General features: G+C 63.4%; 21 protein-coding genes. 1 reads left to right on the top strand and 20 read right to left on the bottom strand.

Annotation, left to right across the window (positions count from 1 at the left end; all coding sequences use genetic code 11):
* Positions 1-124: 124 nt before the first annotated feature.
* The 3 genes from ACQZ13_RS08710 to ACQZ13_RS08700 all read right to left on the bottom strand — a co-directional run bounded on the left by ACQZ13_RS08710 (position 125) and on the right by ACQZ13_RS08700 (position 1,663).
* Positions 125-475: a hypothetical protein gene (locus ACQZ13_RS08710; RefSeq protein ID WP_431051073.1), complete on the bottom strand. Its 351-nt coding sequence runs from the start codon at positions 473-475 to the stop codon at positions 125-127.
* A 368-nt stretch (positions 476-843) separates the two neighbouring features.
* Complete coding sequence (locus ACQZ13_RS08705) at positions 844-1,377, bottom strand: GNAT family N-acetyltransferase (protein WP_431051071.1); 534 nt, start codon at positions 1,375-1,377, stop codon at positions 844-846.
* 79 nt (positions 1,378-1,456) lie between these two features.
* On the bottom strand, positions 1,457-1,663 hold the full coding sequence (locus ACQZ13_RS08700) for a hypothetical protein (protein ID WP_431051069.1): 207 nt from the start codon (positions 1,661-1,663) through the stop codon (positions 1,457-1,459).
* A gap of 231 nt (positions 1,664-1,894) precedes the next feature.
* Here ACQZ13_RS08700 and ACQZ13_RS08695 point away from each other — a divergent pair, with 231 nt between their 5' ends.
* Positions 1,895-2,113, top strand: coding sequence for a hypothetical protein (locus tag ACQZ13_RS08695; protein ID WP_088403414.1), 219 nt, complete (start codon positions 1,895-1,897; stop codon positions 2,111-2,113).
* Positions 2,114-2,248: 135 nt separating this feature from the next.
* Here the strand turns inward: ACQZ13_RS08695 and ACQZ13_RS08690 are convergent, their stop codons facing one another.
* The 17 genes from ACQZ13_RS08690 to ACQZ13_RS08610 all read right to left on the bottom strand — a co-directional run bounded on the left by ACQZ13_RS08690 (position 2,249) and on the right by ACQZ13_RS08610 (position 20,024).
* A complete protein-coding gene (locus ACQZ13_RS08690; protein WP_431051067.1) occupies positions 2,249-2,836 on the bottom strand; it encodes a hypothetical protein in 588 nt (195 codons plus the stop codon).
* Between the two features lie 343 nt (positions 2,837-3,179).
* Positions 3,180-3,656, bottom strand: coding sequence for a hypothetical protein (locus ACQZ13_RS08685; RefSeq protein ID WP_088403412.1), 477 nt, complete (start codon positions 3,654-3,656; stop codon positions 3,180-3,182).
* Positions 3,657-3,957: 301 nt separating this feature from the next.
* Positions 3,958-5,388: a toll/interleukin-1 receptor domain-containing protein gene (locus tag ACQZ13_RS08680; RefSeq protein WP_431051065.1), complete on the bottom strand. Its 1,431-nt coding sequence runs from the start codon at positions 5,386-5,388 to the stop codon at positions 3,958-3,960.
* Positions 5,389-5,430: 42 nt separating this feature from the next.
* Positions 5,431-6,591 carry a methyl-accepting chemotaxis protein gene (locus ACQZ13_RS08675; RefSeq protein ID WP_431051063.1) on the bottom strand — a complete coding sequence of 387 codons (1,161 nt, stop codon included), beginning with the start codon at positions 6,589-6,591 and terminating at the stop codon, positions 5,431-5,433.
* A gap of 275 nt (positions 6,592-6,866) precedes the next feature.
* Complete coding sequence (locus tag ACQZ13_RS08670) at positions 6,867-7,580, bottom strand: RNA polymerase sigma factor FliA (RefSeq protein WP_067276129.1); 714 nt, start codon at positions 7,578-7,580, stop codon at positions 6,867-6,869.
* 21 nt (positions 7,581-7,601) lie between these two features.
* Positions 7,602-8,423: a MinD/ParA family ATP-binding protein gene (locus tag ACQZ13_RS08665; protein ID WP_431051061.1), complete on the bottom strand. Its 822-nt coding sequence runs from the start codon at positions 8,421-8,423 to the stop codon at positions 7,602-7,604.
* 319 nt (positions 8,424-8,742) lie between these two features.
* Positions 8,743-10,449 carry a flagellar biosynthesis protein FlhF gene (flhF, locus tag ACQZ13_RS08660; RefSeq protein ID WP_431051059.1) on the bottom strand — a complete coding sequence of 569 codons (1,707 nt, stop codon included), beginning with the start codon at positions 10,447-10,449 and terminating at the stop codon, positions 8,743-8,745.
* On the bottom strand, positions 10,446-12,548 hold the full coding sequence (gene flhA, locus ACQZ13_RS08655) for a flagellar biosynthesis protein FlhA (protein ID WP_088403407.1): 2,103 nt from the start codon (positions 12,546-12,548) through the stop codon (positions 10,446-10,448). The genes flhF and flhA overlap by 4 nt, the downstream gene beginning before the upstream one ends.
* Before the next feature lie 260 nt (positions 12,549-12,808).
* On the bottom strand, positions 12,809-14,005 hold the full coding sequence (locus tag ACQZ13_RS08650; protein WP_088403406.1) for an EscU/YscU/HrcU family type III secretion system export apparatus switch protein: 1,197 nt from the start codon (positions 14,003-14,005) through the stop codon (positions 12,809-12,811).
* Between the two features lie 166 nt (positions 14,006-14,171).
* The gene (locus tag ACQZ13_RS08645; RefSeq protein ID WP_082938636.1) at positions 14,172-14,810 is read right to left on the bottom strand and encodes a protein phosphatase CheZ; all 639 of its coding nucleotides are present in this window, start codon (positions 14,808-14,810) and stop codon (positions 14,172-14,174) included.
* Positions 14,811-14,826: 16 nt separating this feature from the next.
* Entirely contained in the window at positions 14,827-15,219 is a 393-nt protein-coding gene (gene cheY / locus ACQZ13_RS08640; RefSeq protein WP_067276146.1) for a chemotaxis response regulator CheY, read from the bottom strand.
* Between the two features lie 45 nt (positions 15,220-15,264).
* Positions 15,265-16,212, bottom strand: a complete 948-nt coding sequence (motB, locus tag ACQZ13_RS08635) for a flagellar motor protein MotB (protein ID WP_431051055.1) — start codon at positions 16,210-16,212, stop codon at positions 15,265-15,267.
* Positions 16,213-16,227: 15 nt separating this feature from the next.
* A complete protein-coding gene (gene motA, locus ACQZ13_RS08630) occupies positions 16,228-17,085 on the bottom strand; it encodes a flagellar motor stator protein MotA (protein WP_088403404.1) in 858 nt (285 codons plus the stop codon).
* 12 nt (positions 17,086-17,097) lie between these two features.
* Positions 17,098-17,856 carry a class I SAM-dependent methyltransferase gene (locus ACQZ13_RS08625; RefSeq protein WP_431051053.1) on the bottom strand — a complete coding sequence of 253 codons (759 nt, stop codon included), beginning with the start codon at positions 17,854-17,856 and terminating at the stop codon, positions 17,098-17,100.
* A 10-nt stretch (positions 17,857-17,866) separates the two neighbouring features.
* On the bottom strand, positions 17,867-18,403 hold the full coding sequence (gene flhC, locus ACQZ13_RS08620; RefSeq protein WP_067276156.1) for a flagellar transcriptional regulator FlhC: 537 nt from the start codon (positions 18,401-18,403) through the stop codon (positions 17,867-17,869).
* A 66-nt stretch (positions 18,404-18,469) separates the two neighbouring features.
* Positions 18,470-18,793, bottom strand: coding sequence for a flagellar transcriptional regulator FlhD (gene flhD / locus ACQZ13_RS08615; RefSeq protein ID WP_088403402.1), 324 nt, complete (start codon positions 18,791-18,793; stop codon positions 18,470-18,472).
* Between the two features lie 190 nt (positions 18,794-18,983).
* Positions 18,984-20,024, bottom strand: coding sequence for a glycosyltransferase (locus ACQZ13_RS08610; protein WP_431051050.1), 1,041 nt, complete (start codon positions 20,022-20,024; stop codon positions 18,984-18,986).
* Positions 20,025-20,028 lie beyond the last annotated feature (4 nt).

The raw sequence follows: 20,028 nt of genomic DNA, 5'->3' as shown, positions 1-20,028 counted from the left end.
CCATGGATCAAGGCCTTGGCTGGTCTTCGTCGCCACGAGACCTTGAGGGAAGCAGGTATGCGCGCGAATCACGATTCGGTGGATGCGGAACCGGTGAGTCTGGTTAATTGGTGAACTCAGACAATCAGCGATAGGCAAAGGGATCCCAAGGATAAATATCCTTGGCCGCCTCACCCATTCGGCGATAACGGATTCCCATATACAAGCCCGTTGCCAGCCCAATGAGAGCCATCGTCCAGTTCGCCCATGGCTCACCCCAATCGCCGAAGACGAAGGAGCTTCCGAAGATGAACCTCATCAGCAAAGAGGCGACTTCCTGCAACCCTCGGAAGTAGAGGATGAAACAGAAAAGCATCATCAAATGGTCACCCCGATCCCTTTCCACTCGCCAGAGCATCCAGTAAGGGACGATGGCGCACAGGCCAGGCGCGCAATAGGTAATGAAGGTGATGAAAGGATCAGTGAATATTTGCATTCAATCTCGCACCGGGTTTGCTAGCCAGGGGCGCCCGCTGGTTGCCGTAATTGAATGTTCGAAGCTTATCGCTGAGGTCGCGGCTTCTCAATTACTAATGAAAGTAGTCCCCCAACAGCATCGTGCGCGTGGAGATTGATTTCGACGGAGTGTCTTGCCGCCGGTCAAGAATGCCCGAGCCCATACAGAAGAGATTCGGGTTATTCGATAGCAATAAGTCAGCAACGCAGGCCCAAGAACACGTCATCCAAAAATTGACCACTTGGGTTGGGAAGCTAAAAACAAAACGAGTGCCCCACGCTCCCGCGTGGGCACTCGTTGTCGTTTCGATGTCCGCGGGTGGGCGCGGCGGATCTCAGGGGATGGGGTCAGGTCTCGACGGGTAGCGCCACGTCATTGACGACGAACTCGACGAACTCGGGCACATCGGGCGGTACGACCTGGCGGACTGTGGAGAACGGCAGGCGCTGGAAGGCGCGATGCCAGAAGTCCAGGGCGCGCTGGTCGTCGCGAAAGACGCAGACCAGCCACGGATGGTCCGAGGCGAGGATCGTCTGCCGGATGACCTCGGTGGCGATGCCCTGATGGCGGTACTTCGGCAGCACGTAGAGATCGCCGAACTCGAGGATCGTTCGCTGGATCGTGCCATCGCGCAGATTCTGGTGACCGACGAGGAGAAGGCCGGCGACCTCGCCCTGCTGGCGAATGAGGTAGGCCCAGTCGAAGGCGTCGGGATCCCCCAGCCGGCCAAGGAAGCCGGAGAGCGAGCTGAAGCGCCCGTTGGCATCGATGTCCTCTCCCGACCAGAACGAGGATTCGAGCTCGTAGAACTGCCAGAGGTTATCCAGCAAGGTCGCGTCGGCGGGCGTGACGCGGGTCAGGGTGATCGAGGGAGGCGTCATGAGGGCGCGTGGAGATGGGAATCGAGCGTCGCCGCGACGTCGCGGCCGACGCGCCGCACTAGGTCGAAGCGAGCGGGGGTCAGGCGTTGCCTTCGGGATCCACCGGCTCTGAGGCAGCAGCGGCAGCGACCTTCCGGTTCCGAATCGACGCCCGCTTGAACGCCCACTTCTTCAAGAGCTCGGCCACGTCCGGATCCGGCGCCCGCGGATCACACATCGCTTCCACCTCAGTCCTGGACTTGAGATGGAAGACGGATTTCCTCGTGCGATGAATGCTTCGGGACATGGCGTTGATCGTAAGGCGCGCCTCCTTTGAAGTCATTCCGCATATAGGACGTCTGGGCAACTTCTTCTGTCGCTCGACCATCCAGGCCTACGCATCGGTTAGCCGAAACGGAGTTGCCAGTCATCGGACGCCTTGAGGAAGCTGGAATGCGTCGGTGTCGATAGCGTTCACGCAGCTGCCACGCTAGATGACAGCCATCAATGATCAAGCGACCGTCAAGGAGGAAAGACCATGGCTCAGTTCATCATCAACAAGAATGTGCAAGCCAACGGGGACTACGAGGTTCACAACCTGTCAGCCGGCTGCGCGTACATGCCTCTGCCGCAGAACCAGATCGATCTCGGCGAACATTCTTCGTGTTCGGGGGCGGTAACTGCCGCTAAAAGGCAGTGGCCAAACGATCGGATCAACGGCTGCTTCTACTGCTGCAAGGCATGCCACACGACGTAGGCGATAGCCGCACTCTGAAGGGCTACAGGGCACCATTTAGCGCACGGCCAAAAAAACACGAGTGCCACACGCTTCCGCGCGGGCACTCGTCGGGTGGAGTATCAGGAGGCGGCTTTCACCGCCCGCTGTTCCTGATCAATCGTCCATGCGGCCGGTGCAGTTTGCCGTGGAGGTGATGTAGGACCACGAGCCGCTGACGCCGTTGGCATCGGTGGCTTTCAGGCGATAGGTGAAGCTCACGCTTCCGCCGATCGAATAGTACCGATCCGCCGGATAGAAGTCTGGAATCGATCCGATGCTGCGCTGCAGGGTATAGGTATATCCGGGCGTCGAGGTCCAATAGACCTCGCCGGTTGCCTGCTGGCTGGCGCAGCCGTAGCTGATGGCTCCCACTTGGACGAACGGTTGAGCCGGGACAGCTTGGCAGACTTGGCGGACTTGGGTTTCAGTACGCAACAGATTCAGCTGGGCAGTGCAAGATCCAACGCCGGCTTGGCTGATGACTTTTGTCCGTTCCAGCGTTGCATCGAAAAACGCCGTGATCGGCACGTTGCCACGGCTGGTCTGCACAAAGCAGTTGGCTGGGCCGCCGTACCAATACAGCGTGACATTTTCGTTCCGGCACTGCTGGACGTAATCATCGCCGGGCTTCGTTTGCGCAAAGGCAGAAGAAGAAACAAGGACCATCGCCGCCGCAGCGACGAGTTTCAATTCGCGTTTCATTAATATCACTCCCTGTAGGAGCTTTGCACTATATCGAGTGCCGGTTCCATCATTTCCTATCGTTTCCACCAAGTAAACAAACATTAAGCAGTAGTTTTAATCGCGCTCGCGGATGCGATTACCAAACGGCACTGCAATGCGCCACTGTAAAGTCTTGCAGGTGTAAGGATGGGGTTTTCCTCAATTTCTCTGCGAAGGTGATTCTGAGTTGGAACACCTGGGCCTGGCGATATGGCGGCAATGCCTTCCGCCCCAAAACAAAACGAGTGCCACACGCTTCCGCGCGGGCACTCATTTTTTTTGGGGGTCTGGGGATTAGGGGGCGGTCTGAAACTCGACACGGTCAGGCCGTCGGGAGGGAGTTCTGCACCTGGCGGCCGTGTTCTTCGACGGCTGCGATCTCGATGACCGTGAAGTAGCTGGCGACCTCGTGGAGGAGCTCGATGGCGATATCGCGGGGGTTGCCGTTCGTGCGGCTCGTGCTCGCGGAGAAGTCGAGTTCCTGGAAGAACGAGGTCGCGTGCGCGAGGCGGTTGCGCAGATTGGCGATGGCGGTGCGGACGGTGATGTCCTGATCGAGCACGAGCGCATGCTTGTAGAAGCCGCCGTCTGCGCCGACCCCATAGTGATAGGGGTTGCCGGCGGCGACGCTGAGCTGCTCCAGCGTGCGGTCGGAGTTGAGCGCGAGGGGATGGCGGTCGAGGAACGGGACCGAGCGCTCGCCGGGATTGGGGTCCAACTCGATGTGTTCGAGGGCGAGGAATTCCGAGAGCTGGAAATTGCTGTTGGCGACGGATTGGATGAGGCGATTGGAGGGCATGGAAGTCCTTAACTAAATGACAGTTGAGGGACGACCACCTGACCTGTTGAATGCGGAGGGTGGGCGAGATGTCAAAACACGCTCAGTCAACGTGCGACCGTCCTTACGGATAGGTCCATCTCGCCCGAAGATCGGGAAAAGCAAGATGCCAGATTGGCAGTCAACTGAGCGGTGTTTTGAGCACCTGGAGAAATGATGCCCCCCTAGCTCCATCCACACAATTGCTCACACCAGCCGATTTCCCATTAGAGCAAGTCAGCGAAAGACAAGAACCTGCTATAGCTGCCCGGCGCTTGATTTATCAATTAACACGACGAAGCCGTTCAACATTCGCCAGCGCGATCGGATCAAAACGGCGGTAATCCCAATGGGGTATGTCCCGCTCCCTCGTCAATCTCTCAATCCCATCCAGCACCACATTAGGTCGATCGTGACTCAACAAGCCAAGCAATTGATTCTTGGCTGGTGGATTCGTTGCCCTGGAGAAGACCTTAAATGGCCCATGATGGCGCACCGCAAAAACAAGCATTTCAGGAAACCAAAATTCACCTGCCAGTTTCCTATTAAGAAAGCACACAAAATCAGCCTGCATCAAGCTCTCGACGCTCAAAGCTGAACCCTCACAACGCTTCTTAAGCAAATCCGCACGAAGTGATGCCTTCCCAAGCTTCAGTCTTATATTTCTTTGATCCAAGGATTCTGCGTTCTCCCATATCTGACCGAACGACCCTTCTTTCTCGCGCGAGCGATTCAAGCGGAAATCATAGTGATAGCTGGCATGCAGAAGAATCGTCAACTCGTCAATTTTTTCCTCGTCCAATAGCATGGCGACGATGCAAAGAAATATTTCATGAACGAAAAATCGAGCCGCGTCGAATTGAACATCGCTATAAGATGATGCATGCGGAGGTGGTTCATACAGAAGCACCAAACGTTCAAACATACGAATCAGTTTGGGAACCAACTCCACCACGTCCCCGTATTGCATCACCACCCCGAACACGTTGACAAACTCCTGCTTTGCAAGGGCGGAGGATTCGATCAGTTCGACGACTGCTTCATCGAATGGCGGCTCAACGCTTGAAAGCTGCAACGCATTTGTAGACTCAACAAACGCCCGAAGGTATTCGTCAAATGCACCTCGACGGAAATCCTTGCCATTTCTGTACGCGTCAATTACACGACGCGCTAGCGAAGACGTCCCAGGCAGGGCACTCCCGCTAGCCTCCGTGATGTATGAAGGTGCCTTGCCGAGAGTGGGTCGCTGGTCAACCGGCTTGTTATACACCCAGCGGACCAAACGCTCAAACTCTTCCACATAACGATCGCTTTGACTGAGATCAATATAGATGCGCGACTTATAGTAGGTAGGCAGGAACGGATTACCCTGCTCATCCCTCTCCGCAATTACGGCCACAAATTTATCTTGCTTCTGTTCTGCATAAATCTTCGCAGAAATAATTTGAGCTTCCGTACCGACGCCACCTTTCCTGGAATCGGTCTTCTCAGCATATAAGCGATCGCAAACAATAATTACTTTCGTTATCTCTGGGCTAGTGACCATCCGCTCCATAAACGAAATCGTGTCGTGGCCTTCTCGCAGATCCCATTTGTCAAGTTCTACGTGTATTCCACATTCAGTCAGCTGTTTGGCCAGATCCTTTACCCACTGCTCATGATCCTGATTGGACCAACTGTAGGAGATGAATACTTTTCCGTCATAAACCGTCATTCTTAAACCTCCCTAACGATCATCTTGTAGTCCTTAGTTCCTTCAGAACCCAAACGCCAACCTCACCCCACCCCAATGCCTCCCAGCAACGGTGACGGGTGCCGAAGCCTCCTTGAGCAGCACGAAGTTCCCGCCGCCCATATCCCGGCGGTAGGTTTGCAGGAGGAACGGTCGTTGATTCCGGGCTGACGCCAGCCCTGTCCGGTCGTTGAAGATCCGCCGGTAGCGGCTGTTGGCTGTATTCCAAGCCACATCCCCCGCGCGCTGCGGCTGGCAGTACCGCTTGTTATGCGTCGCCACGTACCCGTTGCGGTCCACCGCGATGCAGAACACCACCTTGTCCGAGAGCTTCAGCATCCGCTCCTGGACCTCCGGGAACAGCTGATCCGCGATCTGCGTGAATCTCGTCGTGAACTGCTGCGGGTCGGTCCCCGCGATCGCCTGGTACTGCTCGTCGAAGAGCGCCGAAACGTCGATCCGCTTCTCCTTCACCGCGCGTTCGAGCAAGCCGGTTATCTCCGCCGCCGCCCCCTGCACCGCCTGGATGTACGGCGAGTCCTCGACCTCGACGCCGCTCGACGCGATCTGCTCGATCATCTGCTCCGACAGCCGCAGGAAACGGTCGCTGCACGCGAACGCCGATTCCAGCTTGCGCATCGCCTGCTGGATCTCCACCCCGAGCTCTCCCGAGCGCTCCGCCAACTGCTGCGTCGTCGCCTGGCTTTCCTGCGCCGATTTCGCGATGAGGTCGACATCGACCTCCACATCCGCGAACGCCTGCAGGATCTTGCTCTGACCGGCTCCTCCCGAGCCGTCCGCCCTCAGCTCCCGGCTGAAGGTCTCGATCCGCGCATCCAGCGTCCCCACCGTGCCCATGATGGCCTTCGACGACGCCTCCACCTGCGCCGCCAGGTCCTTCACCGCATCCGCCACCACGCCGAAACCGCGTCCCGCCTCGCCGGCGCGCTTGGCCTCCACCGACGCGTTGAACGCCACCAGCCGCGTCTGCAACGCGATCTTCGTGATCTCGGACGCCGCCCCGGACACCTGCCGCAAGGTCGACACGATCCCGCCCACCTCGTCGCCGACGCCGGACAGCGCCGTGCGCGCGCGCTCCACCGCCTCGCGGGTCTGGTTCGTGGATTGGTTGATGCCGTCCTGGGCGTGCCGCACCTGCTCCAGCTCGGAGCCCAGCGCCTGCATCGCCTGCGCCTGCGAGGTCACGACCTTCTGCGTGTCCTCCAGCAGTCCGCGGACTTCGGCCGCGTCGCGGCCCAGTTTGGATACGCCGCTCGACAGCTCTCGAACGACCTTGGTGGTGTTGCCTTGCAGCGTCGGCTCACGAAAGCCAACCTCGGCTCCCCCCACCGACGCGTCAGGCGCATCCTTCCCGGCGCGCCTGCGCCATGAGTCCCACATCGGACACTCCCCTCATGGTTCTTGGACCACAAGGATTGCGGCCGCGTATGCGGCTCGTTTTACCAGTCGCGCAGCTTCACGCGCAATCGGGCAATCGCTTGACTGTGCAGCTGGCACACCCGCGATTCGGTCACCTTCAGCACCGCAGCGATCTCTTTCAGGTTCATGTCATGTTCGTAGTACATGGACATGACATACGCCTCGCGCTCCGGCAGGTTCTTGATCGCCTCCACCAGCGCCTCGCGCATGCGGTGGTCGCCCAGCATCGCCATCGGATCCGCCGAGTTGTCCCCGACGTGCCGGTCCAGATAGTCGTCGTTGTCCTCGCCTCCGGAGATGTCCTCCAGATAGACCAGCTGCGTCCCGCGCACCTTGCCCAGCATCTCCTGGTACTCGGTCAGCGAGATGCCCATCTCGACGGCGATCTCGGACTCCTGCGGCGGGCGGCCCAGCTTCTGTTCAAGCTTGTGCACCGCGCTCTCGATGGAACGCTGCTGGCGGCGGTTGCCGCGGCTCATCCAGTCGCTGCCGCGCAGTTCATCGAGCATCGCGCCGCGGATGCGCTGCGTCGCGAAGGTCTCGAACTGCACGCCCTGCGCCGTGTCGAAGCGCGACAGCGCGTCCGTCAGGCCGATCAGGCCGACCTGGATCAGGTCGTCCAGTTCGACGTTGGCCGGCAGTTTCGCGATCATCTGATGCGCCAGCCGGCGCACCAGCGGGCTGTACTGGCGGATCAGCGAGTTGTTGTCGAGTTGACCCTTGGCGGTGTACATCGTCTCGTCTCCAATCCGGCGTCAATGCGCAGCGAGGGTCACGCCTTGCGGGGCGCGGCCAGCCTTGGGCTGCCACATCGGCCGCGGACGCAGCGGCATCGCATCCGCAGCGCTGTCCAGCGCCGCTCCGGGCACCGACGCCAGCAGCAGTTCGCGCGCCATGTGACGCATCTCGTGCGTCAACGGCGCCGTCACCGGCTGGCGGGGATCCAAACAGGCCCACTCGCGCAGCACCGCGCCGAGGAAACCGTCGCCGCAGCTCGACAGCTGCTGCGCGATCCGCTCCGCTAGGCGCAGCTGCGGGTTGCAGGCCAACAGCAGGCTGTAGACCATCAGGCCCGCGCGCTGCGTCAGCCACTTCATGCCGGCGTAGGCGTAGGTCACGCTCTGCACGTCAGTGTCGGCCAGCAGCACCGGTCGCACTTCGCGCGACACCAGCACGCGGCTGAGTTCCGCGGCGCTGGCGTGCAGCAGGATGACGTCGGCATACGGCGCCGCGTCGGTCACTGCTTCCAAAAACTGTGCGGCCGAGCCGTTGGCATTGACGTAGCGCATCGGCAGGCCGCGCGCGGCCAGGAAGGACACCTTCGCCGACAGCGGTTCCACGCAGGCCGCGAGGTCCACCGCCGCCAGTTCCGACGCAGCCGAAGCCTGCTCGCCCGCGTCCACGACCAGCGTGTGCAGGCCGAGTTCCCCGAACGCCGCGCACATGCCTTCCAGCAGCGCGCCGCTGCCTACGACGTGCGGGTTGCTCACCACCGGCACCACGCGCACGCGCGCCGTGGCGAACAGACGGCGCAGGCCGTCGGCCTGGTCCTTGGGAGCATTGCTGAAGTCGCGCATTGGGCTGCTCTGTGTCTCTTGCGTGTTCCGCCCCAGCGCCCTGTCCCTCTCGAAAGGAACCGGCCAATGCTGGAGCCGTTACCGGAAGTTTCGCCCCGGGGGCCACCCTCTGACCGGGAATTGAAAGGGGGAAACACCCCGCTTTTCTCTCCCGTCACCCTCACCTCGTGGACCTCTCACACAACGACGTCGAGCCACTCCCCGTCCCAATGGAAAAAGGGGGAAGAGCCCGAGCCCTTCCCCCTTTCTAGAACTTGTGACCGGCTTTGGCAACTCCCGTCCCCGGGAAGCCCCCTCCGATCGAGCGGTCAGCCCTTGATCAATTCATCCCCATCGGCGATGCGGCGCCCGCGCCTCCCGCCATCGTGCCGGCGGTGAAGATCAGGTTGACGTCGGAGGCGTCCACGCGCCAGGCCGACTGGCCGTGGCTGCGCAGCGCGCGCTGCACCAGGGCCTGCGACGACAGGCGATGCCAGTCTTCCGGCACGCGCTGGCCGTTGGTGACGCCCAGCACGCGCAGCTTGTGGCGGATCACGGTGTCCAGCGCCGGGGCCAGCTTCACCGCTTCGTCCAGCTTCGACAGGATGACGCCTTGCGCTTCCGCGCCGCGCCACGCGCCGACCACGTCCTCGATCGTCTCGCCCTGTTGAGCGGCGTTGACGACCAGGATGCGCTTGATGCTCTTGTGCGCCAGCATGTCCAGCAGCTCGGCGGTCCGGCTGTCGCGCTGGGCCGTGCCGGCCGTGTCGATCAGCACCATCTTCTTGGACGACAGCAGGTCCAGCAGGTCTTCCAGCGACGCGCGGTCATGCGCCGTGTGCACCGGCACGCCGAGGATGCGGCCGTAGGCGCGCAGCTGCTCGTGAGCGCCGATCCGGTAGGCGTCCAGCGTGATCAGGCCGAGCTGGCTCGCGCCGTACTTGGTCGCGAAGGCCGCGGCGATCTTGGCCGTCGTCGTCGTCTTGCCGACGCCCGTCGAGCCGATCATCGCGAACACGCCGCCTTGATCTTCCAGCGGCGGTTGCTGCTCGGCCGTCTGCACGTTGCGCGACAGCACGTTGGCGGCCCACGCCTGGGAATCGGCTTCCTCGGTCGTCTGCGCCGGCAGACCTTCGACCAGCTTGCGCACCAGGGCCGGCGAGAAACCGGAATCCAGCAGCTTCTGCGTCAGGCGAGCCTGCGCCGGCTGGCGCTGCAGCTTCTCCATGAAGGCCAGCGCGCCGAAGCGCTCTTCGATCATGCCCTTCATCGCGCGGAGCTCGGTCATCATCTCCTGCTCGCGACGCGAGGACGCCGGCATGTCGTTCAGCGGATGGTTGCCCATCCCGCCGAAGCCGTGGCCGATGCCGCCCAGGTCCTGCATGGCCTGCTGCTGCACGCGGATCTCGTCGCGCAGCACCGGCGGCACAACGCGCGGCGCGGGGGCCGGCGCGGATTCGTAGGCACGCTCGTCGACGCGACGGGCGCCCAGGGTCTGCATCGCGGAACGCGCGCGCTGATCGCGCTGCGCGGCCATCGAGGCGACCGATTCATTCATCTGCGTCTGCGAGTACGCCGGCGCCGGCTCGTCCATCATCGGATCGGGCAGGCCGTTCATCTCGGCCGAACGGCGCTTGAGCATGCGCTCCCGGACATAGTCCTGGAAGGACAGCGTGCTCATCGCCATCGCGTTCACGTCCTCGCCCACCGAGCCGCCGAAGCCAGGCTCGGCGCGCTGCGGGGCCGGCGACGCGGCCAGACGCTGCTTGAGCGCCTGACGCGGTTGCACTTCTTCCCGTTGCTGCTGGCGCTGCGGCTGGGCAGCCGGCTGGCGCGGCGCGGCGGCGCGGGGCGCTGCGGCGGCGGCACGCGGCGTCGAGGCGGCGACGCGCTCGATCTGCGACATGCCTTCCGGCGCCATCGCCAGCACCTCCACCCCTTCGGGGCAGGGCTTGTTCGAGAGCACGACCGCTTCGTCGCCGAAGGCCTGGCGGACCAGGGCCATGGCTTCGCGGGAATTGCGGGCGGTAAAGCGTTTGACGTTCATGCCGTGCCTCCGATGATGGAGCCGATGCGGATCGTGTGCGTTTCAGGAATCTCGCTGTGTCCCAGCACCTTCAGCCGCGGCGCAGCGCGCTTGAGCAGACGGGCCAGGGGAGCGCGAATCAAGTCGGGCACCAGCAGGCAGGCGGGCAAACCGCGATCCTCTTGGGATTGCGCGGTCTGCGCGGCACTTCTTGCAAGCGTGTCGGCCACACCGGGATCCAGCGCCGCGCCGTGAGGCGAGTGCAGGGCCTGCGAGACCAGACGTTCCAGCTCGGGATCGAGGGCGATGACGTCGAGCTCCTTGGCCGGTCCGTAGATCTGCTGCACGATCGCCGGAGCGATGTGGATGCGGATGCGACGGGCCAGCTCGGCGGGATCGGTCGTCTGCGTGGCGTTTTCGGCCAGGCTTTCCACGATGGAACGCATGTCGCGGATGTGCACGCCCTCTTCCAGCAGGAACTGGAGGACTCGTTGCAGGGCGGCGACATTGACCATCTTGGGAATCACGTCTTCGATGAGTTGGGGCGCTTGCTTGGTGAGGTGATCCACCAGCTGCTGGGTTTCCACTCGACCCAACAACCGGGCCGCGTGAACTTGCAGCAAGTGTGAAAGATGAGTGGCCACCACGGTCGCGCAATCAACGACCGTAAAGCCCGCCATTTGCGCCATATCCCGTTGCCGCTCCTCGACCCAGACCGCCGGGAGTCCGAAGGCCGGGTCCGTGGTGGGCGTCCCGATCAGCTTCTGCGTCGCGTGACCGGGGTTGATCGCCAGCCACATGCCCGGATAGGCCTCCGCCTCGCCGATCACCGCGCCGCGCAGCGTCACGCGGTACTGGCTGGGGCGCAGCTCCAGGTTGTCCCGGATGTGCACCGACGGGGGCAGGAAACCGATGTCCTGCGCAAACTTGCGGCGTACGCCCTTGATGCGGCTCAGCAGGTCGCCTTCGCGGGTCTTGTCGACCAGCGTGATCAGGCGGTAGCCGACTTCCAGGCCCAGCGTGTCCACGGCGACGACGTCGTCCCAGGAGGCTTCGGCATCCGGGTTCGGCGCGCCCGGCACGGGGGCGGCGGTCTTGCTGCGGGCCTCGGCGGCCTTGGTGGCCTGTTCCTTGGTGCGCAGCCAGTACGCCAGGTAGCCCAAGGCGCCGGCGATGATCATGAACACCAGGTGCGGCATGCCCGGGATCAGGCCCAGGATGAACACCACGCCCGCGGTGATGGCGACAGCCTTGATCGAGCCGAACACCTGCGAGCCGATCATCTGGCCGACGTCCTTGTCCTTGCCGACGCGCGACACGACCAGGGCGGAGGAGACGGAGATCAGCAGCGCGGGGATCTGCGCCACCAGCGCGTCGCCGACGGCCAGCAGGATGTAGCTGTCGGCGGCCTGGCCGGCGGACAGCCCGTGCTGGACCACGCCGATGACGAAGCCGCCGACGATGTTGATGAAGAGGATCAGGATGCCGGCGATCGCGTCGCCGCGGACGAACTTCGAGGCACCGTCCATGGAGCCGAAGAAGTCCGCTTCGTCGCCCAGTTCCGCGCGGCGGCGCTTGGCTTCCTTCTCGTCGATCAGGCCGGCGGACAGGTCGGCGTCGATCGCCATCTGCTTGCCGGGCATGGCGTCCAGGGTGAAACGCGCGCCGACTTCGGCGATCCGCTCGGCACCCTTGGTGACCACGATGAAGTTGATGACCACCAGGATCGCGAACACGATCAGGCCGACGGCGAAGTTGCCGCCGATCAGGAAGTGGCCGAAAGATTCGATGACCTTGCCGGCGGCGCCGGCGCCGGTGTGGCCTTCCAGCAGCACCACGCGGGTGGATGCGACGTTCAGCGACAGGCGCAGCAGCGTCGTGATCAGCAGGACGGTCGGGAAGGCCGCGAAGTCCAGCGGCCGGATCATCTGCGAGGCCACCAGCATCACCATGATGGACATGGCGATGTTGAAGGTGAAGAACAGGTCGAGCGCGAAGGCCGGCAGCGGCAGCACCATCATCGACAGGATGATCATGATGGCGATCGGCGCCCCGAGCGCCTGCACGATGGCGGCGCGGGGTCCGAGGAGGTTCTGCAAACGGGCCATCAGCTCGTTCATCGGTGCTGCCTTCAACCTGTTGGATGCCGGAGGGGGATTCACTCGCCCGACACTGCCGTCGAGCCCCGCCATTGTTCGGCGGGAGCCAGTTTTCCTTTAGCTGGATAAGGGGGGGAATCTCCCCCGAAATCGCGCCCACCTTGCCCGAGGGGCCCGGGCCGGTGCCCCCTTGGAGCGAATTCCGAGCGGCGAGGAGGAGATTGAGCGGAAAGGGGGCACCGGCCCGGGCCCCTCTCGCTCGGTCTATCGAACGGCCGAGATCAGGCGGGGTTGCCTTCCGGGAACTGGTCGTCCAGTTCCTCTTCCGGCGGCGTCCAGCCCGGCTTCTTGTGCGGGTCGAGCTCGTCCGGCACCGGCGGGTTCGGCACGGCTTGCGGCGAGGCGCCCTGCCCCTTCAGCGCGGCCTTCAGCTGGTACACGTACGCGAGCACCTGCGCCACGGCGCCGAAGAGCGCGCCGGGGATCTCGCGGTCCAGTTCGGCGTGGGCGTACAGGGCACGGGCCAGCGCCGGCGCCTGCAGCACCGGCACCTTGTTTTCCTTGGCGATGTCGCGGATCTTGAACGCCAGCAGGTCCAGGCCCTTGGCCACCACGCGGGGCGCGCCGAACTTGGTCTCGTCGTAGGCGATCGCGACCGCATAGTGGGTCGGGTTCATCACGACCAGGTCCGCCTTCGGCACCGCCTGCAGCATCCGGCGCTTCACCAGCTCCCGGGCCTTGGCGCGCATCTTGTGCTTCATCTCGAGGTTGCCTTCGGCTTCCTTCATCTCGTTCTTGGCTTCCTCGCGGGACATCTTCAGGCGCTTGAGGTACTGGAAGCGCTGCAGCGGCACGTCGATGACGGCGAACAGCGCCAGGCACAGGCCCAGCATCATCAGCCCGCCCATCAGTTGCTTGCCCGCGAAGGCCAGCGCCGACGGCAGCGGCACCGACATGATCCCGATGAATCCGGCGATGCGGTCCTTCATCGCCATCGCGCCGACGACGCCCAGCACCAGCGACAGCAACACGGCCTTCAGGGCCGTGGTCAGGTTCTGCATCTGGAACAGCTTGCCGATGCCGGTGATCGGATTGAGGTTGGAGAACTTCGGCGCCAGCGGCTTCATCGTGAAGTTCCAGCCGCCCGAGGCGATGTGCGCCACGATCGCAGCCAGCGTCAGGATGATCAACGCCGGCAGGCCCAGCATGAAACCCTGCCAGGTCAGCGTCGACAGGCGCTCGGTCATCATGCCGGCGGTGCGCAGCTGTTCGGCATCGAAATGCAGCGCGCCTTCCAGCATGCGCTGCAGCGTCTCGACGGCGTACGGCGTCGAGCTAGCGAACAAGGCGCCGCCCGTGGCCATCACCGCGAAATGCGGCAGGTCCCGGGAGCGCGGCAGTTGACCCTCCTTGCGCGATCTTTCGATCTTTTTCTGCGAGGCGGGTAAGTTGCGGTCTTGTGCGTCTTGATCGGCCATGGGTGGTCACGGCCCTATGCCGTGGCCCCGCCATTGTTCGGCCGGAGGGGGTTTCGCTTTAGCCGGATAAGGCCTGGAAATCAGCCCGAGTTCAGTTCCTGAACCCAGAAAGCAGAAACCCGCGCCTGGGCGCGGGTTTCGTTGCGGCGAGGCCGGCTTCGGAAGATCAGAAGCCCAGCGAGGCCAGCAGATCGTCCACTTCGGACTGGTTGGCCACCACGTCGGCGCGGCCTTCCGGATTCACGACCGGACCTTGCAGGATGCTCGGATCGACCTTCTCGCGCTGCTCCGGCGGGACCACCGAGACCAGCAGCTTCACCAGCGAATCTTCCAGGTCGTTGGCCAGCGTCACGACCTTGGCGACCACCTGGCCGGTCAGGTCATGGAAGTCCTGCGACAGCATGATGTCGGTCAGGTGGGTGTCGATCTTCGACGTGGAGGACTCGACCTCCTTGACGAAGTTCAGCACCGCGCCCGAGGCCACCGCGCGGACCGGGTCCGCGGTGATCGCCTGGGCCATCGCGTTGGCGGCCTCGGTGATCTTGGCGTGCTCGGCCTTGGCCTGGTCGACCGAGTTCAGCACCTTGTTGGCGGCGTCGGCGGTCTTGTTGGCGATGTACGTCAGGCGGCTGCGCGCGTCGGGCAGTCCGTCGGTCGCGACCTGCAGCTTGGGCATCACGCCCAGCTGCTGCATCGTGTCGTGCAGCACGCGCGTGATCGTGCCGATCTGTTGGAACACCTCGGGCGAGACCGTCAGCGGCTCGTTGGATTGCGAGGTCAGTTTGGCCAGCTCTTCCATCTGCATGGTGGGACTCCCAGCGTCAGGCCGCAGCGGCCAGCTTCTGCATGATCTTCAGGACCTTTTCCTCCAGCGTGGCCTTCGTGAATGGCTTCACGATGTAGCCCGCCGCACCGCTTTGCGCGGCCAGGACGATGTCTTCCTTGCGGGCTTCCGCCGTCACCATCAGCACCGGCAGGTGCTTCAGCGTGGCGTCTTCCTTGATGGCCTTGAGCAGCTCGAAGCCGTTCATGTTGGGCATGTTGATGTCGCTGACGACGAAATCGTATTTCGCCTGTTTCAGCATGCTCAGCGCCTCTACGCCATCTTCCGCCTCTTCGGCGTTGTTGTAGCCGATCTCCTTCAGCAGACCGCGCACGATCCGGCGCATGGTCGAGAAGTCGTCGACGATCAAGAATTTCATGTCAGTGCTCATGGCGTTCCTCTGAGGGGACTGGAGGGCTGTGTTCGATTCGGAACGTTATCGGCTCGCGGACGCGGAACTTGAGGCCTGCGGCGCGCTGGCCGCGGGGTCTGAAGCGTCCTCGTCCTCATCGGGCAGGTTCTTCAGCACCGCATCTTCGGCATCGCGATTCATCACGATGATGCTGATGCGGCGATTGACTTGGGCCTTGGGGTCTTTCGTGTCGAGCAACTTGCTCGACGCCAACCCCTGCACGCGAAGGACCCGGGCATCCGGCAAACCGCCCGCCACCAGCTCGCGCCGCGAGGCATTGGCCCGGTCCGCCGACAGTTCCCAGTTGCTGTATCCGCGCTCGCCCGCAGAAAACGGCTGTGAATCCGTATGTCCTTCCAGCGTGAGCCGGTTGGGCACCTCGGTCAACACATTGCCGAGTTCCTGCAGCAACTCGCGCATATACGGTTTCACCACCGCGCTGCCGCTGTCAAACATCGGACGATTATTCTCGTCCACGATTTGAATCCGCAAGCCCTCGCGTGTCATATCGAGTCGGATTTGTCCACCTAATGCCGCAATTTTGGGGTTCTCGGCGATGATTTTTTCGACCTTGTCCTTCAATTGCTGCAGGCGGACGCGTTCCGCCCGGCGCTGCTCTTCCTTGAGGGCCTTCAGGTTGATGGTTTTCCGAGGGGATTCGACGTCGCCGGCCTTGACCTGGCCGGTCTGGCGCGTCAGGTCCTGACCGCCGCCCTTGATGATGTGCGACGCGTCGCCCGAACCCGATCCGCCGAACATCGCCACCTTCAGCGGCGAGGCGAAATAGTCCGCGATGCCCTTCTTGTCGCCTTCGGTCGTCGAGCCGAGCAGCCACATCAGCAGGAAGAAGGCCATCATCGCCGTCACGAAGTCGGCGTACGCGATCTTCCACGCGCCGCCGTGGGCGGCATGGCCGCCCTTCTTGACGCGCTTGATGATGATGGGCTGGAGCTTCTTGGCGTCACCGGCCATGGTGATTCACTCCGTTCACTTCTTCTTCACGTGGCCTTCGAGCTCGGCGAAGGTCGGGCGTTCGGTCGAGTACAGCACCTTGCGGCCGAATTCGATCGCCACCTGCGGCGCGTAGCCCTGCATCGAGGCCAGCAGCGTGGTCTTGATGCATTGGAGCTCCTTGCCGGCCTCGTCGACCTTGGCTTCCAACGCGCCGGCCAGCGGCTCGGCGAAGGCGTAGGCCAGCAGGATGCCGAGGAAGGTACCCACCAGCGCCGAGCCGATCATCCCGCCCAGCACCGCCGGCGGCTGACCGACCGAGCCCATGGTGTTCACCACGCCCAGCACCGCGGCCACGATGCCGAAGGCCGGCAGGCCGCCCGCCAGTCGCTGCAGCGCGATCACGGCGAGGAAGGCCTCGTGGTGGTGGGTGTCGATCTCGGCGTCCATCAGGGACTCGATCTCGTGCGCATTCAGGTTGCCCGAGACCATCATCCGCAGGTAGTCGGTGATGAACTCGGTGACGTGGTGGTCGTTGCCCACCGTCGGATATTTCTGGAACAGCGGCGAGCTGTGGGGGTCCTCGACGTCCTTTTCGATGGACATCAGGCCTTCCTTGCGCGCCTTCTGCAGGATGTCGTACAGCAGCGCCAGCAGCTCCATGTAGCGCGCCTTGGTGTACTTGCTGCCCTTGAAGCAGTCGCCCAGGCCCTTCATGGTGGCCTTCATGACCTTGGGCGGGTTCGTGGCAAGCATGCCGCCGATCGCCGCGCCGAAGATGGTGGTCATCTCGAACGGCAGTGCGTGCAGCACCACGCTGATGTTGCCTCCGTGCGCGATGAACACGCCGAAGATGCAGGCCAGGGCCAGCAGCCAACCGATGATGACAAACATGAAATGGGTTCCTCAGGCCTTGAGTTCGCGCACCCGGTAGACATACAGCTGATGCCGGGTGCCGGTGTCCAGTTGCGCGAAGACGGGTTGTCCCGGCAGCGGAAAATCCAGACTAACCAGCCAACTGCCCGGTCGCATCTCGCTGCGCGCCTTGTCCAGCGCGCGCGGCATCGACTCGGGCCGCTGGAACAGGTAGACCAGGTCCGTCTCGCGCCACGACTGGGCCCACAGGTCGCCCCGGGCGATCTCGGCCCAGGGGCAGCGCAGGCGGGCCAGCAGCCACAGGAAGCCACTGTATTCAATGCCTGAGAAGCGCACGCCCGGATAAGCGCGGCGAAGGGCCACCAATCCGTCGCCTAGACCGCAGCCGGCGTCGAGTACGCGGGCGCTGTCGTGCAGCTTCACACGCTCGGGGAGCGCGCGCAGCGCGTCGTGGGGAGTCGGGAACAGCGGGGCGTCGCTCCAACCGCGGCGGGGATAGGCCAGCACCAGCACGGCCAGCGGAATCAGCCAGATCCAGGCCGGCAGGTCGGTGCCGGTGAACAGCAGGGCCATCGGGAATCCGGCGGCCACGATCATGCGGCGCCAAGTCTGGCGGTGGAGTCCGGCCAGGATCAGCCCGAGGCCCGAGGCGACGATCGCCGCCGGCCAGTCGGGTCCGAAAACGCGCCAGACGGCGAAACAGGCGCCCCAGCTCAGCAGTGCCAGCGTCGGCCAGCGCAGCGCGGAGGGAGCGTCTCCCGAAGCGGTGTGAGGGAGTCGGGCGGCCATGACGGCGCCCTCAATGCATCTGGATGCCGCCGGCCGCCTTGCCCTTGCCGGCGCGCGCCGGAGGGTTGCACAGGCCGCAGACGTAGTGCTTGGCGACCTCGTGCGGGTGGGTCACGAAGTGGCCCCCGCACTTGCTGCACTTGGTCATCGTCAGCATGCCGTTGTCCACGAACTTCACCAGGCGCCATGCGCGGGTCACCGACAGCAGTTGCTCCAGGTTCTGAGCGGCGGTCTGTTCCTGGTACAGCTGGTAGGCCTTGATGACGACGTCGATCTCGTCCATCTCGGCGACCTTGTTCAGGTATTCGTGGATGTTGAGGAACAGGCTGGCGTGGATGTTGGGCTGCCAGGTCATGAACCAGTCCGTCGAGAACGGCAGTTGGCCCTTGCTGGGGCTCTTGCCCGAGACTTCCTTGTACAGGCGCAGCAGACGCTCGTAGCTCAGGTCCGTTTCCGACTCCAGCACCTGCAGGCGGGCGCCCAGGTGGATCAGCGTCACGGCGCGATCGATCTGCTTGGCTTCGGTCAGGATGGACTTGGTGCGCATGTCGGTGTCTCCGGCTCGGTTCAGCGTCGATTCAGCTTCAGTTGACGCAAGGGGCGTCGATAGAACTCAGGCGGCTTCCTGATGGCGGCCGGCCATCAGGATGGAGGCATGCAGGCGGGACACGCTTTCGTTGGCGGCCGGCTTGCCGTGCGAGGTCAGCAGGCCCCACACCAGGTCGTCGTCCATGCGGAAGCGGCACAGCAGCGTGTTGCCGGAAGCCATCTTCAGCATCTGGGCGGCGCTCAGCGTGGTCAGCAGCGTCGCGGTTTCTTCCGAGATGCCCAGACGATACAGCGCCTGCTCGCGATCGGCACGGATCAGGCTCTGCGCCAGCATCAGGTACGACAGGTTGGCTTCGCGGATCTCGGCGAGGATTTGGTCGGCGTTCATCGTTCGGCTCCTGGGGGTGTTGGGTGCTGATGTCGTTTCGTTTCAGCGTGAGACGAACTGTAGAGATCCCGACACGCAAGCAACATCAGGTCGCTTCCATCTCCAGGTTAGGGAGCGCGCCGACGCGCTTGTCAGCCTAATTCCTACAAGATGCCAGATCAGCGCCATCCCGGCGCTGCTTTTTGAGGGATCACCGCGCCTCGCGCAGGGCCCTCGCCTCCTCGTGACGCCCGGTGGCGTCCAGCACCAGCGCCAGGTTGTGGGCGGCCAGATGGCTCCCGCGCCCCTCGACGGCGCCCGGTTGCTCCGGTCGCTCGCCGATCTCAAGGCAACGACGCCAGGCGTCCTCGATCATCGGAATCAAGGCGTCCGCCTGCTGCGGCTCATCCGCCGCCCAATCCAGCAGGAGATCGCCCAGCGCAAAAAAGAAGTCCGGCGAGTCCGCACATCTTTGCAATTGCGTTTCGGCGAAGACCATGCCTTCGGCATGGCGCTTGAGCGACTTGAACCCGAAGAGCCGTCTCGCGACGAGGTCGTTCCACCATGCGGGCGTCAGGGGCAACGAGGTCAAGCGATCGGAAGCATTCGCGAACGCTGCTTCGGCATCGGCGAAGCGGTCATAGACCGAGAAATCCTTGCCAAGCTGGTACCAGAGATACGGATTGGCAGGATCGTCATCGATGGCGGCGCGCAGCAATTGCTCGTTGCGCCCCTGCTTCACGTGAAGCCGCTCCGGCAGGTAGCCGTCGTGGCCGACCTGGACATCGAGCGCCCGAAGGGGCAAGTCGTGGACAGGCTGTTCGTGAATGCGCCCGGCATAGCGTACGCGTCCCGGCAACACGCGGCTGAGGCGCGATTGCGCGGTGCCGCCGTCGAAGTGGTCCTGGAGTGCGATCGTGCCGACGAAGTCTGGCGAGGTCGTCCGCAATGCTGTGAGCGCTGCGCCGCTGCCTTCCCCGATCAGCCATTCATCGGCGTCGAGCACGACGTGCCAATCGGCGGCGGCGGTGTCGAGCGCGGCATTGCGCGCAGCGGCGAAATCGTCGATCCAGGGAAAGTGGGCGATCCGGGCGCCCGCGGCTTCTGACAGATGGACGGTGTCGTCGGTAGAACCGGTGTCCATCACCAGCATGTCGTCCACGAAAGGACGAACGCTGGTCAACAACCGGGTGATCGTCGCCGCCTCATTGCGGGCGATGACGACCAGACAGCTGCGCCAGCGTGTGAGCATTCGA

Origin of the sequence: Roseateles sp. L2-2 (assembly GCF_050613215.1) — a bacterium.
In the GTDB taxonomy this organism is placed as follows: domain Bacteria; phylum Pseudomonadota; class Gammaproteobacteria; order Burkholderiales; family Burkholderiaceae_C; genus Roseateles; species Roseateles noduli.
This window is presented reverse-complemented; position numbering and strand designations above follow the sequence as displayed.